Source organism: Kriegella aquimaris (assembly GCF_900103215.1).
In the GTDB taxonomy this organism is placed as follows: domain Bacteria; phylum Bacteroidota; class Bacteroidia; order Flavobacteriales; family Flavobacteriaceae; genus Kriegella; species Kriegella aquimaris.
In genome coordinates, this window is the sequence record NZ_FNGV01000001.1 from 414,103 (window position 1) to 430,631 (window position 16,529).

Annotated in this window: 16 protein-coding genes; 11 read left to right on the forward strand and 5 right to left on the reverse strand. The window is 40.5% G+C overall.

Features of this window, described 5'->3' with window-relative positions; translation table 11 throughout:
• The gene (locus BLS33_RS01820) at positions 1-1,221 is read right to left on the reverse strand and encodes a sulfite oxidase (protein ID WP_089886151.1); all 1,221 of its coding nucleotides are present in this window, start codon (positions 1,219-1,221) and stop codon (positions 1-3) included.
• A 247-nt stretch (positions 1,222-1,468) separates the two neighbouring features.
• Between BLS33_RS01820 and BLS33_RS01825 the strand changes: the two genes are divergently transcribed.
• On the forward strand, positions 1,469-2,386 hold the full coding sequence (locus tag BLS33_RS01825) for a DUF302 domain-containing protein (RefSeq protein WP_089886154.1): 918 nt from the start codon (positions 1,469-1,471) through the stop codon (positions 2,384-2,386).
• 37 nt (positions 2,387-2,423) lie between these two features.
• Here BLS33_RS01825 and BLS33_RS01830 read toward each other — a convergent pair whose 3' ends face one another.
• Together BLS33_RS01830 and folE are read right to left on the reverse strand one after the other, a co-directional pair.
• Complete coding sequence (locus BLS33_RS01830) at positions 2,424-2,726, reverse strand: hypothetical protein (RefSeq protein WP_089884696.1); 303 nt, start codon at positions 2,724-2,726, stop codon at positions 2,424-2,426.
• A gap of 123 nt (positions 2,727-2,849) precedes the next feature.
• Positions 2,850-3,449 carry a GTP cyclohydrolase I FolE gene (gene folE / locus BLS33_RS01835; protein ID WP_089884698.1) on the reverse strand — a complete coding sequence of 200 codons (600 nt, stop codon included), beginning with the start codon at positions 3,447-3,449 and terminating at the stop codon, positions 2,850-2,852.
• Positions 3,450-3,601: 152 nt separating this feature from the next.
• On the opposite strand from folE, the gene BLS33_RS01840 reads away from it, so the two are divergent.
• The 8 genes from BLS33_RS01840 (at position 3,602) to BLS33_RS01875 (ending at position 11,234) form a co-directional block, all read left to right on the forward strand.
• Positions 3,602-4,294, forward strand: a complete 693-nt coding sequence (locus tag BLS33_RS01840; protein WP_089884700.1) for an ABC transporter ATP-binding protein — start codon at positions 3,602-3,604, stop codon at positions 4,292-4,294.
• Between the two features lie 106 nt (positions 4,295-4,400).
• Positions 4,401-5,165: a TIGR02757 family protein gene (locus tag BLS33_RS01845; protein WP_089884701.1), complete on the forward strand. Its 765-nt coding sequence runs from the start codon at positions 4,401-4,403 to the stop codon at positions 5,163-5,165.
• 204 nt (positions 5,166-5,369) lie between these two features.
• A complete protein-coding gene (locus BLS33_RS01850; RefSeq protein ID WP_089886156.1) occupies positions 5,370-6,668 on the forward strand; it encodes an alpha/beta hydrolase family protein in 1,299 nt (432 codons plus the stop codon).
• Positions 6,669-6,688: 20 nt separating this feature from the next.
• Complete coding sequence (locus BLS33_RS01855) at positions 6,689-7,153, forward strand: hypothetical protein (RefSeq protein WP_089884703.1); 465 nt, start codon at positions 6,689-6,691, stop codon at positions 7,151-7,153.
• Positions 7,154-7,170: 17 nt separating this feature from the next.
• Entirely contained in the window at positions 7,171-7,860 is a 690-nt protein-coding gene (locus BLS33_RS01860; RefSeq protein ID WP_089884705.1) for an SGNH/GDSL hydrolase family protein, read from the forward strand.
• A gap of 143 nt (positions 7,861-8,003) precedes the next feature.
• A complete protein-coding gene (locus BLS33_RS01865; protein WP_089884707.1) occupies positions 8,004-9,746 on the forward strand; it encodes a phytoene desaturase family protein in 1,743 nt (580 codons plus the stop codon).
• Positions 9,747-10,002: 256 nt separating this feature from the next.
• Positions 10,003-10,830 (forward strand): amidohydrolase family protein, encoded by an 828-nt coding sequence (locus BLS33_RS01870; protein ID WP_089884709.1) that lies wholly within the window; start codon positions 10,003-10,005, stop codon positions 10,828-10,830.
• A gap of 50 nt (positions 10,831-10,880) precedes the next feature.
• Entirely contained in the window at positions 10,881-11,234 is a 354-nt protein-coding gene (locus tag BLS33_RS01875) for an L-rhamnose mutarotase (protein WP_089884711.1), read from the forward strand.
• A gap of 120 nt (positions 11,235-11,354) precedes the next feature.
• Here the strand turns inward: BLS33_RS01875 and BLS33_RS01880 are convergent, their stop codons facing one another.
• Positions 11,355-12,677: a Gfo/Idh/MocA family protein gene (locus tag BLS33_RS01880; RefSeq protein WP_089884713.1), complete on the reverse strand. Its 1,323-nt coding sequence runs from the start codon at positions 12,675-12,677 to the stop codon at positions 11,355-11,357.
• A gap of 152 nt (positions 12,678-12,829) precedes the next feature.
• Here BLS33_RS01880 and BLS33_RS01885 point away from each other — a divergent pair, with 152 nt between their 5' ends.
• Both BLS33_RS01885 and uxuA read left to right on the forward strand, forming a co-directional pair.
• Complete coding sequence (locus BLS33_RS01885) at positions 12,830-13,645, forward strand: SDR family oxidoreductase (protein WP_089884715.1); 816 nt, start codon at positions 12,830-12,832, stop codon at positions 13,643-13,645.
• Between the two features lie 36 nt (positions 13,646-13,681).
• Positions 13,682-14,896, forward strand: coding sequence for a mannonate dehydratase (gene uxuA, locus BLS33_RS01890; protein ID WP_089884718.1), 1,215 nt, complete (start codon positions 13,682-13,684; stop codon positions 14,894-14,896).
• Positions 14,897-14,968: 72 nt separating this feature from the next.
• Here the strand turns inward: uxuA and BLS33_RS01895 are convergent, their stop codons facing one another.
• Positions 14,969-16,456 (reverse strand): arylsulfatase, encoded by a 1,488-nt coding sequence (locus tag BLS33_RS01895; protein WP_089884720.1) that lies wholly within the window; start codon positions 16,454-16,456, stop codon positions 14,969-14,971.
• Positions 16,457-16,529 lie beyond the last annotated feature (73 nt).

Sequence of the window (16,529 nt, forward strand, 5' to 3'; positions counted from 1 at the left end):
TCAACTTACTTTTACGGCTATTCTGTGACACGCATTGTTTAAATAGCCTTTTGGGTTCCAGCCTGGTAAAAGCATAGGCTGTGACTTACCATTGGAATCCGTAGCACGACCCCAAACTTCATAATATCCTTCCTGCGGAAAATCAACAGTCGCAGAAAAATGTTGCCATGCTAATCTATTTACAGGTTTTTCTACCCTACAACGCTGCCAAGTTGAACCAAAGTCAATTGAATATTCCATTTTAGTTACCTCTAGTTCCCCTGCCCATGCATGACCACGAATGTTCAATTTTTTCCCTTTAGCAATCATTGCTCCTGATTTCGGATAAGTTATCAGTGATTTTACGGGCATAGACTCAATGATACACATTTCTTCCTCTGGAACTTTAGCTCCGGGTGCAACAGGTTTACAGGGCACCCTATAAGCCGTACCTGTCATTTTTTCACCATCATGCACTTTATTACGAACACTGATGCGTTGTAACCATTTGCCAGAAACCGAGGCAGGCCAGCCGCCTGCAATCAAACGTAGCGGATAACCATGTGTCAATGGAATATCGGCACCGTTCATTTGAAAAGCCAAAAGTGTTTCGTCTTGTAAAGCCTTGTCCATAGGTGCACCCCTAGAAATAGGTTCTTTATTGGGGTCTCTACTTAAGTGTATGTCGGCTGCGTGATATCCAATGTAGACGGCATCACCTTTAATACCTACATCTTCTAGCACATCACGTAAGCGTATTCCCGTCCAATTGGCACATGAAACAGCCCCTATCGTCCATTGATTTCCTTTGGCCGGGGGATCAAACTCACTACGTCCATTACCACCGCATTCTAGAGTGAGTTGGTAGGTATGTTGCTTAAACTTTGACTTTAATTCAGAAAGCGTATACGTTTTGGGCTGACCGACCGATTCACCGTCTATGGTCAATGTCCATTTTGAGACATCAATCGCTTCTGGTATCAAGCCGTTGTTACGAATGAACATATATTTGTTAGGAGTAATCTTGTCGTCTAACAAATGGGCTTGCGCCTCCATATTCCATGGTTTGTCATTTAAAACGACCATCTGTTTGTCTTTTTTGAACATTTCGAACGGATCAGGGTCTTGAAGTGCCAGCGGCAGATACCCGTCTGGCATGGTCGTTCCAAAAACGATATCAATTCCTATTGCACTTGCCATGGAACTCAACACCGCTTTTTTAACAAAGTTTCGTCTATGCATATTCATTCAAATTTGAATCTATTATAAGTTCAAAGTTATAATTTTCGTTGGTAATTTTCCTATGAAAAATTGAAATCATCATTGTGAACAAGTGAATTTAGCAGTTATCAAAGCGTACTGGCCGATTACAAATTGGCTTTATCAGAAACTTTCCTCATTTCTTATCGATAAGGGCAAAAGTATTTTCTTTGAGAACAACTACAACGCAATCCTATGCGTATATACAAGTGATTTTAAAAACAACGTTATGAAAACGAAAGCAATCCTATTTGCAATTGTAATAGTCTTGGCCTCTTGTAGATATTTTGGCCATGGTGATGGCATTATTCAACCACCTCCCAATATCCTTGGTTTTACATATTCAAAAAGCGAAGTGCCCTTTGAAGATGCTTATGAAGCCTTGAGAAATACCCTCGATGCAAATCCAAATATTGGCATAGTTGCCGAAGTAGATCATATGGCCAATGCGAATTCCGTAAGTATGGAACTCAATCCTACCAAAGTCATCTTTTTCGGTAATCCGAATTTAGGAACACCCCTAATGCAACGAAATCAACTAGCGGGTCTAGACCTGCCCCAAAAAATTCTTGTTTATCAAAACAAAGGTGGCGAGAGCTATCTAGGATTTAATAATACGGCTTACTTATCAAGTCGGCATGGTCTTAACGGGGTAGCTACTTTACCCACTATCGAAGCGGCACTCACCAATTTCGTAGCTAATACAGGACAAGGCACTATTGTTTCTGCAGAGGAGAGTATGGTCGGTCTTGGTGACGGAATCATTACTAAAAAGAGTAATCAGTCATTCGAAGAAACCTATAATAGCTTAAAAATGGCATTGGAAAACAATTCGAACTTAAATATTTTTGCAGTCGTTGACCACGCGGAGAATGCTTCAAAAAACGGACTTGATTTAAACCCGACACGGCTTTTAATCTTCGGAAACCCTAAACTTGGTACACCCATTATGCAAAACAAACAGACCACTGCTTTAGACTTACCTCAGAAAATGTTGGTTTGGCAAGATGAAAACAGAATGGTCCACGTCTCCTATAATGACCCTCAATATTTGGCAAAACGTCATAAAATAAGAGGAAACATTCAGCTGATAAGAACAATTGCCAATGCTTTGGACAATTTATCGGATGCTGCAACAGGAAAGTAAAATATAAAAGAAGATATCGACTGTTAATTGGACGCTCTTAATCTACCTCGATTATTTTCTTTTTTTCCGAACGTTTGAATACATAGGTATAAAACCACATAATTGTAAAGGTAGGAATCACATCCAACCCCGGAATTATTTCTTCAACAAAAGTAATTATTCCGGCGGCCCTACCAATTTTGCCTTTATACATTCTGGTCATTAACCAACCAGCTACGGGAGCCCATATTATATCGGAAAAATCTCCTATTAAAGGAATGGCGAAAGACAGCATTCCGATGCCGTCGAAAAGTAATCCCAGAAGAAGGTTATTGTATTTTTTGTCTTTCTTTGCTGACATAATTAAAAATAAGAATTCCCTTTATGCAACGCAATAAAGATGCCAAAAAAAAAGCAAATACCAATAGCAACTGCCTCAATTTGTCTCTTGGGAGAATACCCTAAATACGCTATACAAAGAGAATCAAGATAAATGGGAACTGATTAATTTTAAGAACTCATTGCGTGTCTCAATTTTTTCAAATTGTCCACGAAATCCGGAAGTTGTAGTTACTGAATTCTGTTTCTGAACTCCCCGCATCATCATACACATGTGGGCAGCCTCGATTACTACAGCTACGCCTTTAGGTTTTAGGGTGTCGTTGATACATTCTAAAATATCATGGGTCAACCGTTCCTGTACTTGCAATCGTCTAGCAAAGACATCGACCACACGTGGAATTTTGCTCAACCCCACAATATGTCCGTTAGGTATATAAGCCACGTGGGCTTTCCCGAAAAAGGGCAACATATGATGCTCGCACAATGAATACAACTCAATGTCTTTTATAATGACCATATCGTCATAAGACTCTTTAAACATGGCACCTTTTAAAATTTCTACCGCATCTTGTTTATATCCTTGAGTTAAAAACAACATGGCCTTGGCAGCGCGCTCGGGCGTTTTTTCCAATCCCTCACGCGTAACATCTTCTCCAATTTCATTGATAATAGAGGCATATCTATCTCTTACTTCATCGGTGATTTCAAGGTTATACTCTTCTAAATTTCTATATGGCGACATCTATTTTCTTCTGTTTATTTATAGCTAGGGTTAAATTACCTGTTAGACGATAATTTAGGTGATAACTAACAATATTAAGAAAAAGGTAGCAAACTTTTATATTTTGCCGTCTCTTCGTTAAAGACTAATTTTAGAATCTCAAATTTCAGCTAATGATCAAAGCCACCAACATCCAAAAATTTTATGGTAAACTACAAGTTTTAAAAGGTGTTGACCTTCACATTAAAAAAGGAGAAATCGTCTCTATTGTCGGGGCTTCAGGAGCCGGCAAGACAACACTTTTACAGATTTTGGGCACTTTGGACCTACAGTCTAACAAATCTGAAAGTAAGCTGGTCATCAATGGTATCGAAGTTACCAAACTATCGGATAAAGAACTCGCTAAATTCAGAAACGAACACATCGGTTTTATTTTTCAGTTTCACCAATTACTTCCAGAGTTTACGGCCTTGGAAAATGTATGTATTCCTGCCTTTATAAAAAAAACAGCGAAAAAGGAGGCCGAGACAAGGGCGAAGGAATTATTGGACTTTCTCGGACTTTCACATCGATATGACCATAAGCCCAATGAACTTTCAGGAGGTGAACAACAAAGAGTCGCCGTGGCCAGGGCCTTGATAAACAGTCCTTCAATTATTTTTGCGGATGAACCTAGTGGAAATTTAGATACCGAAAGCGCCGATAACCTACATCGATTGTTCTTTGAACTTCGAGATCAATTCGGACAAACCTTCGTAATCGTAACACACAACCAAGAACTTGCCAATCTTGCAGACCGCAAATTGACCATGGTTGATGGTTTGATTACCATACCCGAAGAAGTTGTTGATGAGTCACGAATATAGTTTTGGCTTTTTATCCTTGAACGTTATCAAATTCCTTATTCTCACAGCACATATTCCATTTGCGTAACCGCCTATTAAATGACGGTGCTATTTATTACCCGATTAGATGAAGAAAGAAGAACTAAAAGACTTTTTAAATGCCAAAGTACTGCAATATAACCATCCTAATTTTTTGGAGAGTGACCCACTGCAGATTCCCCATTTGTTCGATAAAAAGGAAGACATTGAAATCAGTGCGTTTTTAACGGCAACTATCGCCTGGGGCAACCGAAAGAGCATTATCAACAATGCCAAAAGGCTTATGAACCTTATGGACCATTCCCCTTATGATTTTGTAATGAACCATGAGGAAAAAGATTTGGAACGCCTGACCGGTTTTGTGCATCGTACCTTTAATGAAATAGATCTCGCCTATTTTATTCAAAGTTTAAAAAACATCTATGGGAAAAAAAATGGACTTGAGGGCGTATTTGCCCAGCAAGCAAAGCCGGGCACTTTACAGCCAACAATATCGCATTTTAAGCAAACTTTTTTTGAACTCCCCCACCCTAGCCGCACGACCAAGCACATATCCGATCCTTTAAAGGGTTCGGCCGCAAAACGCATCAATATGTTTTTACGCTGGATGGTACGGGATAATTTAACGGGTGTTGATTTCGGACTTTGGAAAATGATTTCCCCTGCACAATTATCATGTCCTTTAGATGTACACTCAGGAAATGTGGCCCGAAAATTGAAATTACTACACCGTAAACAAAATGATGCCAAGGCATTGGCAGAACTAGACCACAGCCTTAGAAAACTTGATCCTAAAGACCCGGTGAAATATGATTTTGCACTGTTTGGCCTAGGTGTCTTTGAAAAATTCTAATAAATGCGCCGCTTATTAATATAATGGGTTTTTGTAAAAGCAACAATAGCCTGTTTGCTGCCTTATTTTATAAAATTAAAAGAAACAACAAAATGGCACTGTGTTGTAAGCAAATACATTCAAAAATGGCATCACTCAGAAACTAATCCCCTAATTAGAACGCAATTATTTATGTACATTTAGTAAATGAAAAGGCAACCCATTATGAAAAACAGTTACTTAATTATAACATCATTTCTTGTAGTGCTATTGAGTAGTATAAGCATTATTGCCCAAGACAAATCTTTTTTATATGGCGATGCACTCCCCGATGCTCCTGAACTTGCGCCTCGCGGGGCCTATACAATAGGTGTTCGCACTTTAAACTTGGTGCATAAAAATCAGGTCGATGTGCTGAATTCAAAAAAAGGAATAGATCCTTTATATGACCGCCCATTAACCGTTGAAGTCTGGTACCCGGCGGCATTGCCAGCTGATACTGATGCCTCGGTAATCTATAATGAAGTAATGGGTTCGTCAAATGACTCACTAAGACCTTTGATCCCCTTTACCTTTGAAGGGCGCGCCGTTCGTGATGCCGATCCATTGGTTTCCGAAGGAGCTTTTCCCTTGGTCGTGGTCAGCCACGGATATGTCGGCACACGATATATTATGTCGTATTTGACCGAAAACTTGGCCTCAAAAGGATATGTTGTTGTAGCCATCGACCATACCGATTCCACGTTTAAAGATGCGGGACCTTTTCAAAGCACATTACTCAATCGAGCTATAGATATTCCTTTTGTTATCGATCAAATAGAAACAATAGAAAAATCCTCGCAAACCAATTTTTTATCAGGATTGGTCGATACCCAAACAACGGCAATTATTGGCTACTCGATGGGTGGTTACGGTGTTCTTAATGTTGCCGGAGCGGGATATAGTGATGGTTTGACAGCCTTCTTCACTGGAATGACCGGAGGTAGTACGGCCATTATCAAACATGCTGCAAGCAACCCCGCTTACAAAGCTAAAAAAGACCCAAGAATAAAAGCGGTAGTGGCTTTTGCCCCTTGGGGTATGGAACGTGGTGTTTGGGATGCAGAGGGATTAAAAGGCTTGAAAACACCAACCTTTTTTGTAGCAGGAAGCCAAGATGATATTTCTGGCTATGAAAAAGGAATAAAGGCAATATATACAGGAGCGATCCATGCAGATCGTTATTTACTAACGTACAAAAATGCCCGCCACAACGTTGCTCCCAATCCGCCACCATCCGAAGCCTTGGCGCCAGGCTTGCACATCGATGAATATTACCGCTATGCGGAGCCCTCATGGGACGAGCGACGTATCAATAATATCAATCAACATTTTGTGACTGCCTTTTTAGGAATCCATCTAAAACAAGAAGACTATCAAAGCTATTTAGATTTACAAAAAGATTCCAATGAAAAAGATTGGTTGGGCTTCGTACCGAGATCATCAACCGGGATGGAACTCTTACACGCACTGCCTAAGCCATAGAAAACTATTGAATATTATAAATGCAGCCGATTAAGATCTTACAGACCTTAAAAATCATACACCTTTCATTGCTCGCGGGGCCGATAGCTTTTGCCGTTTTTGCCTATTTGCAAAAGCAAAGCTTTAATGCGGAAATGGATGTTAGTGATATTTTCACTTATATCGTTCCCATAGCCGCCGCTAGCGGTTATTTTATTGGCATCTTTCTTTTTCAAAAACGTATTCGATTACTTAAAAAGGAAGATTCACTTCAAATCAAATTGGGTACATACCAAACTGCTCTTCTTGTAAAATATGCCCTTTTAGAAGGTCCATCCTTTTTGGCGTTAATTGCATATCACCTTAGCGGTAATGCCTTGCACCTGGTTATTGCCATTTCTTTACTTGCTTATTTATATGCACAACGCCCTACTAAAGAACAATTAATCAAAGAAATACCTTTGAATTTGGAAGAGCGAAAATCATTTGATACATTTCAACCTTAAATTTAGAAGAAACCCATATGAAACGACCATTACTTATAGCGCTATTTTTAATGATACTAGGAACAACATCGGGTATACAGGCTCAAGACTGGCCAAATCTCGAACAATTCAAGGATGCTAATGACAAAGTGGGTTTACCGTTAGAAAACGAAAATCGCGTCGTTTTTATGGGCAATTCGATAACCATTGGCTGGTTGAACAAAAGACCCGAGTTTTTTGAAGGCAAGCCATACATCAATCGTGGAATCAGCGGGCAAACGACGCCGCAAATGGTGCTTCGTTTTCGTCAAGATGTAATCGCATTACAACCAAAAGTCGTAGTTATTCTGGCGGGAACCAATGATATAGCAGGTAATACAGGACCTTCGACATTGGAAATGATTCTTGATAACATAAAATCGATGTCGGAACTGGCAGCGGCAAACAATATTGCAGTAGTATTGTCTTCTGTTCTCCCGGCATTCGACTATCCATGGCGACCCGGTCTCAAACCGAATGAAAAAATTCCAGCACTCAACAAACTTATAAAAGACTACGCAGATGAAAACGGTTATATTTATCTTGATTATTTTACCGCAATGGCCGATGCACGCAACGGGCTACCTAAAGAATATGCTTCTGATGAAGTCCACCCCACAGTTGCAGGTTATAAAATAATGGAACCTATGGTCGAAGCCGCAATTGCCGAAGCCCTGAACGAAAAATAGCTTTAGGGAGACCAGACATCATTTGTTTGTCTTTTTGTAAGACGGGTTTTCTCATATTTTTTAAATTTTATCCATAACTTCGACTGGCAATATCACGCCAGTATCAAATCATCCTGTTTCTGCCGATGATTTTAAGAACGACTATGAATACGACTAACCCTACCTCCAAAGCTGTTTCAAATCAAGTACAAGTAGAAAATGACATAGTTCCCAAGGAATGGGATACTATAATTATTGGATCTGGTGCAGGTGGTTTGGCCACGGCGATTTGCTTATCTCGGGCCGGACAAAAAGTTCTGGTATTGGAACAGCACGATGTTCCCGGGGGTTGGTGCCATAGTTTTTACCTTAACGGCCATCGTTTTACGCCAGGTGTCCATTACGTAGGTCTGATGGGAAAAGGCGAATCTACTAGTGATTTGTACAGAGGACTAGGTATTGCCAATGACTTGGTATTTTTTAGAATGAACCCAGATGGGTACGAACATTGCCGCATCGGAGATGAACATTTTGACTTTCCGTCCGATTTCGACGAATTGGTGGCACGACTTTCGGAGCGTTTTCCAAAGGAAAAAAAACAAATAGAAAAGTACCTGACCTTGGTACGAAATGTAAGTACGCAACTGCAATTATTACCAAAGATGAGCGGTTTTTGGGATAATATTACGATTCCCTATCGCACAAGACACATGGGTAAATTTGGGCTTTTTAGCCTGCGTAAGGTTATCAATTGGCATATAAAAAACCCCATGCTAAAGAACATTCTTAATGTGCAGTGCGGTGATCACGGGTTACAACCCAGAAAGGCAAGTTTCCCTTTACATTGTGCCGTAATGGACCACTATTTTAAAGGAGGTTATTACCCGATGGGTGGTGGAGGGGCGCTGATCAAGTCAATGACGAACGCCATTAAAAAAAATAAGGGTGAAGTACATACAAGCCAAAAGGTGAACCGAATACTTCTTAAAGGACAAAATAAAAAGCAGGCTATTGGAGTTGAATTGGAAAATGGACAACAATTGTTCGCAAAACGAATTGTTTCCAATGCAGACCCTGGAATCACTTATCTAAACCTTATCGGAAAAGAAAACTTGAGCAAAAAACTCAATAAAAAGTTAAACCGAACGAAGTATTCGTGTACCTCGTTGATGTTGTTTCTTACCGTCGATATGGATTTAAGGGAAGCAGGAATTGATTCTGGGAATATCTGGTCAATGCCCGATATGGATGCCGACGACCTTTACGATAAAATGATGGCGACCGATATTTCTTCCGAAGATGCCTTTGAAGGGTTATTTATAAGTTGCACTACACTTAAAGATCCTACCGGTTTTGATGGAAAACATCATACGTTAGAGGCGATAACCTATATAGATTATACACCCTTTGAAAAATTCAGCCTAGAAAAAGAACCGCGCTCACCGGAATACTTGGCCTTTAAAGAGCGATTGACCCAAAAAATGATAAATGGTGTGGAAAAGGCCATTCCAGGTATTCGCAACCATATCGTTCACCAAGAATTAGGCACTCCTATTACCAATAAATATTATATAAATACGACGAGAGGTAACGTGTATGGTACCGAAAAAAGTTTGAAACATATCGGACCCTTTGCTTTTAAAGTAAAATCTGAAATTGACGACTTATATATGTGTGGTGCTAGTATTTTATCACACGGCGTTGCTGGAGCGGGTTATTCAGGTGTAAATACTGCCGCCGCCATACTCAATTGTAAACAAGACGACCTGCTTCAACTTGATGAATCGCAAGAGGTTCGTATTTTCGATGCCGATAACGATTCAGACTATCCTGAGTGGTTACAACAAAAAATAACACTCAAAAAACAACGTTCGATTTCCAATCGAAATAAAGAATCTATGGCGTAGGCAACATTTATCCTATAAAATATCATACAAACAAATAACTGCCAGGCGCCAATTTATCACTGGAAGTGAAGCTCATATTTCCTAATTTATTGCATTCACAAATACCGAAAACATGGCGATGGTCCCATTTTTTAAAATCCACCTGAAAATCGACGAATCAATTTTTGTATGTATACTATAATAATACTATTTTGGTATCCTTGACCAATTTTATCAGTTATACCTTCAAAAGAAACCTATTAAATAATACAAGTACATGACAATAGACTCGCATCAACATTTTTGGAAATACGATCCTGTGCGTTACTCATGGATCAATGATAGCATGGCAGTACTGCAAAGGGATTTTCTTCCCTCGGATTTAAAAGAAATATTTGATAACAATGGGGTCGATGGCTGTGTAGCCGTTCAGGCCGACCAAAGCCTTGAAGAAACTGATTTTCTCTTAGAATTGGCCAAGGAAAATGATTTTATAAAAGGAGTCGTTGGCTGGATAGACTTGAGAGATCCAAATGTGAATGACACGCTTCAGCGCTACGCCAACCAAGAAAAACTAAAAGGGTTTCGCCATGTTGTACAAGATGAACCCGACCATAACTTTCTTTTACGCCATGATTTTTTAAGGGGTGTTGCCCATTTGGAAGTGTATAATTTAACTTATGATATCTTAACCTTTCCCCACCAATTGGGAGCAGCACTTGAATTTGTGAAACGGTTTCCTAATCATAAATTTGTAATCGACCATATTTCTAAACCCTATATAAAAGATGGTTTTTATGATGGATGGGCGTTGCTGATGAAAGAAATGGCCCAGCACGAAAATGTTTACTGCAAATTATCGGGTATGGTTACCGAAGCAAATATGAATTCTTGGAAACCGGAAGATATTATCCGCTATATGGAATGGGTTCTGGAGGTTTTTGGAACCGGAAGAGTTATGTACGGATCTGATTGGCCTGTTTGCCTTCTGGCCGGTAAATACAAGGAAATTAAAAATTTAGTCACTGATTTCATTGCTCCTCTCAGTGAAAACGAGCAAAAAGCAATAATGGGCCAAAATGCTATAAATTTCTATAGTTTATAACCACATTCAGTAGCACGAATACTTAAATAATACACAATAATATTTTACTTATGCAAAACACAAAAAGATTCTGTTTCTCTTGTGATTTAAAAGACGATCAAAAATTAATCGCCGAATATAAACACTATCATTCTAAAGGAGTCACATGGCCCGAGGTTACGCAAAGCCTTAAAGATGCAGGTGTTGTAGACATGGAAATTTACTTAACTGGAAACCGCATGTTTATGATTATGGAAGTCGATGAGACTTTTGATCTTCAAAAAAAGGCAGAGATGGATGCCAACAACCCAAAGGTACAAGACTGGGAAAAGCTGATGTGGGACTACCAACAGGCTCTACCATGGGCAAAGGATGGTGAAAAATGGATTTCTTTGGAAAAAGTCTTTCACCTAGAAGAACATTGATTTTTTAAGATTTTCGATTGCCCCTACTCTTGTGTAATTGACCGCTTGGTCAAATCATCAAGAAAGGGGCTTTTAATTATTTCAAATTTAAGATTACTAGCGACCAAACGAATTCAGTGCCTAAAATTCCCGATTCTTTCTACCTCGTAATGCATTGGCTTCGCTATCCCCATTGAATTGTTCTTTTTCAGGGTTCCACTCCAAAGGTCTACGAAGTTTATAAGCGATGTTCGCTATGTTACAGACCGTAGCCGAACGATGTCCGGTTTCTACATCACAAATGGGCAAGGTTCTATTTTTTATGGCATCGAGCCAATCTTGGTAATGATTATCGGAATGGTATAATCGCGTATCCGAATCTTTTAATTCAGCAGAAAGAATATTGACTGGATCTGTTTCCAAATAGCTCCTGCTGACATCTATAGTGCCTTCTGACCCAATAAACCGAACGCCCCAACCACGACCAAAATCTTCATGAACCATTTCAATACCATTGGCATAAAACATACGGAGCCCACGAACCGCTGAAGGATCACTTGGCGGTAAATAACGTACCGGCCCTGATCGGTCCATTCCTAATGCCCATTGTACAATGTCGAACATATGAGCCCCCCAATCGCATAAAATGCCTCCTCCGGTCTCTTCGAACAACCGCCAGTCTGGCCAAAATTTTACATCATTATTAGAAGGTGCCAAACGATGGTTATAGTCCAGTAAAGGGGCAGGTCCGCACCATCTGTTCCAATCAATTTCTTTTGGTGTTGGCTCTTTACTTAGATTATAAGGTACCGCAGGATCACCTACATTGACCAAAATCTTTTTTATTTCCCCAAGATATCCGTTTCTTATTAGTTCACAGGCTTTCCTGAAATTTTCCCATGAGCGCTGCATGCTTCCGGTTTGCAAAACTTTCTTTGTTGACCGCGTGGCCTGTACCATTTGGATACCTTCTAGAATTTTAAGTGAAAGCGGTTTTTCACAGTATACATCCTTTCCCGCATTCATGGCATCAATGGCTTGTCGGGCGTGCCAGTTATCCGGCGTTGCGATGACCACTGCATCGATATCCTTTCTGTTAAGCAACTTTTGGTACTCCCCATAGGTCTCTATTCCTTTGTGCCCAGTTGCTTTCCTTTTTTCAGCGTACAACGTATTTACGTGATTTTCAAACCAAGCCGTCTTGGTGGTCCAGACATCGCATCCGGCAACGATTTGCGCTTCAGTTTCCCCAATAAATCGAGAAGCAAGTCCCCTACTCTGTTTTCCGAGACCGATAAAACCAAGATTGATACGATCACTGGGAGCTAAAAAACCCTTTCCTAGAACGTGTCTTGGAATAATGCTGATGGCACCCGCTGACCAAATGGAAGTAGAAATAAACTTCCTACGGGTAAAATTTGTCTTTGCCTTTTTATTTGCTTCGGAAGATTTCTTTTTATTCATTGCAGCTTATTTATTTTGTCACTGTTCTTGATTCGTAAAATACGTATTCCGAAATATACCAATTTTGTTCTTTTGTAAAAAGCAATTTTCATAAAGACTGAACAATAGTTTCAAAATTATTGTTTTATCTTCCCGACCGAAAATTATAAAGCATGAATGACATATTTGAGATAAAGGATAAAGTGGCCGTAATCACGGGGGCCAGCGGGGCGCTCGCCCAAAGTGCTGCCATTAGTTTGGCTAAGTCAGGGGTCAAATTAGCCTTATTGACACGCAAAAAATCATCACTAGACCATCTAATAGAAAAGATTAAATCAGAAGGTGGCGAGGCTACTGCCTATGAAGCGGATATTCTTTCGGAAGAATCGCTTAAAGCAGCCAAAGACAAAATAATTGCCCATTATGGTAGAGTCGATATACTCTTGAATATTGCAGGAGGCAATCTCCCCGGAGCTACCATTGCCCCCGATAAAACCATTTTTGACCTTGCCATGGATGATTTCAAAAAAGTAACCGACCTGAATCTTAACGGTACGGTTTTGCCATCACTGGTATTCGGGGCAATTATGGCCGACCAAAGAGAGGGTGCCATCATCAATTATTCATCAATGGCAGTGGATCGGGCCATTACCCGGGTCGCGGGTTACTCCGCTTCAAAAGCGGCTATGGAAAACTTCACCCGTTGGATGGCCGTTGAAATGGCAACCAAATTTGGTGGAGGCGTACGCGTTAACGCCATTGCACCTGGTTTTTTTATAGGAAACCAAAACAGGGCCTTACTTACCAATGAAGATGGATCCTATACTGAAAGAGGGCAAACCATCATTCGAAACACCCCAATGGGACGTTTTGGTGAAGCCGAAGAATTGAACGGAGCAGTACATTTTTTATGTAGTGATGCCGCGCGGTTTATTACAGGAGTTGTACTCCCAATTGACGGTGGATTCAGTGCATTCAGTGGTGTTTAATAGCATATAAATTAAGATAATAAATTCATACAAAAGATGAAGATGGAACAAACATGGCGATGGTACGGTCCGAGCGACCCCGTAAGCCTTAGCGATATAAAACAGGCCGGAGCCACTGGTATAGTTACTGCACTGCATCACATACCGAACGGTGAGATTTGGTCTAAGGATGAAATCAACAAGCGAAAAAAGGAAGTAGAGAATAGTGGTCTTGTATGGTCGGTCGTAGAATCTTTGCCCATTCACGAAAATATAAAGACCAGAACCGGTGATTTTGAACGGCACATCGCCAATTACAAACAAAGTCTCATACACTTAGCGGAATGTGGCGTACATGTCGTCTGTTATAACTTTATGCCGGTTCTCGACTGGACCAGAACAAGTTTATACCGCGTTATGGCCGATGGCTCCAAAGCTTTATCTTTTGAGCATGCCGCCTTGGCCGCCTTCGACCTGCATATACTAAAGAGACCAGATGCCGAAGCAAGTTACACCCCTACCCAAATTGACAAAGCTGCGGAATACTATAATAATATGTCAGATGAGGCAGTCAAAGATTTGGTGAAAACAATTATTGCCGGACTTCCAGGATCGGCAGAAGGTTACCCTGTTTCAGAAGATGGCTATGACCTTACCAAATTTCAAGGTATTCTTGATACCTATAAAAATATTGGGGAAGACGAAATGCGCGAGCACCTTGTGCTTTTTCTAAGTGAAATCGTACCCGTGGCCGAACAGAATGGCGTGCGAATGTGTATTCATCCAGATGACCCACCATTCACTATTTTAGGATTGCCCCGAATCATGGGCACTGAAGCAGATTACGCCCATATTTTCAATAAAGTACCATCTATAAGTAACGGTATCACTTTGTGCACAGGTTCTTTGGGTGCCCGTGCGGATAACGATTTATTGAAAATAACCGAGCGATTCGCTGACCGCATTCATTTCTTACACTTGAGAAGTACCCAGCGTGATGAAGATGGCAATTTTTACGAGGCCAACCATTTAGAAGGAAATGTTGATATGTATGGCATTGTAAAACGAGTTCTAATAGAACAAAAACGTCGGGAAAAAGAGGGCAGAAAAGACGCGTCAATTCCTATGCGACCCGATCACGGACATCAAATGTTGGATGATCTAAATAAGAAAACCAACCCTGGATATTCGGGAATTGGTAGGTTACGAGGCCTCGCAGAGCTGAGAGGTTTAGAACTGGGCATTTATAAATCGCTCATCGAAACGGAATAATATAATCGTAATGATACAAAAAGGGCTGCAAGAATCAATCTTGCAGCCCTTTTTTATTAACTTCAATTTTTCTTATTTACTCCCTAAGTAGGTACCTTGACCAAAAGTGAAAATTTCTGAAGGAGTTCTAGCCTCCTTGAAAATTTGCTCCATTTCTTGAACTACTTCAGGGTGGTTGGCTGCTACATTGGTTTCTTCACCAATATCGGTTGTTAGGTCGTAAAGCTCCAAGGGGGCATCCGGGCTTTTAAATACGTTATAGCGTACCGCCTTCCAGTTTCCTTTTCGAACGGCTTGCCGCCCTCCTTTTTCATGAAACTCCCAATACAGATATTCATGTTCTTTTTGTTGCTTGTTATTCAACAATGTTGGCAGAAAAGATATTCCATCTAAATTATCCGGGGTATCAATTCCGACAATTTCCGAAACGGTTGGGAATACATCCCAAAACGCAGAAATATGGTCGCTTTGCGAATTTGCTTCAATTTTTCCTGGCCAGCTAACAATCATTGGTACGCGAATACCTCCTTCGTACAAATCTCGTTTTACGCCTTTAAACGGACCGTTGCTATCGAAATAATCTGGATCGGCACCACCTTCTTCATGCGGTCCATTATCGGAGGTGAAAATAATAATGGTGTTATCGGCAATTCCTAATGTTTCCACCTTATTCATAATCTCACCTACTTGATCGTCCAATAGATTTACCATAGCGGCAAAAGCTGCATGGGTATCCTTTTGAGAACGGTACGGACCTAAATTGAACTCCGGACCATCATCCACTCCTTTATATTCTTTTTCAGGAGGATATTTACCCCGATGTTTTTCCATATACGCCTCAGGAGCCGCCAACTCTGCGTGGGGGATAATCGAGGGCACATACAAAAAGAAAGGTTCCGCTTTATGGTCTTCCAAGAATTTCAGGGTTTGCTTGTGTATTAATTCCGGAGCATAAATACCACCGTTCTTTCCTGAGTTTTCTGCAAGCACTACAGAGTCTTTATTCGACCATAGATGGTAAGGGTAGTAATTGTGGCCCAAACGTTGACAATTATAGCCATAAAAGGTGTCAAATCCCTGATTGTTAGGGTCACCCTCAGAACCCGGAAATCCGAGTCCCCATTTACCAAAAGCGCCCGTTGCATAACCGGCTTTCTTCATGGCCTCGGCCAATGTATAGGTATCGTCCGGAATTGGGTGCTGCCCCTCTGGTCTTACCTCCTTATTTCCGCGAACAAAGGTATGCCCCGTATGCATGCCGGTCATCAATGCGGATCGCGAAGGAGCACATACCGTACTACCAGAATAATGTTGGGTAAAAAGCATGCCCTTTTTGGCCAGTTTATCGATATTCGGAGTGGAAAATTTAGTTTGGCCATAACTACTTAAATCCCCATATCCTAAATCATCGGCAAGAATGTAGATAATATTTGGTTTTTGGGAAGCAATTGAGGATTCTTTATTTTCAGTGGTTTCGTTAGACTTTTTCTTTGAGGAATCATTACAAGAACAAACAAAGGCCAAAAGAAAAGGCAATAAGAGTAACAGCGGTCTTCTCATTATCAAAAGTTAAGATTTTATAGGTTTACCTGAGCTGAAGTTTCCTGCTCGGACTTTAACAGATTCAAAAATA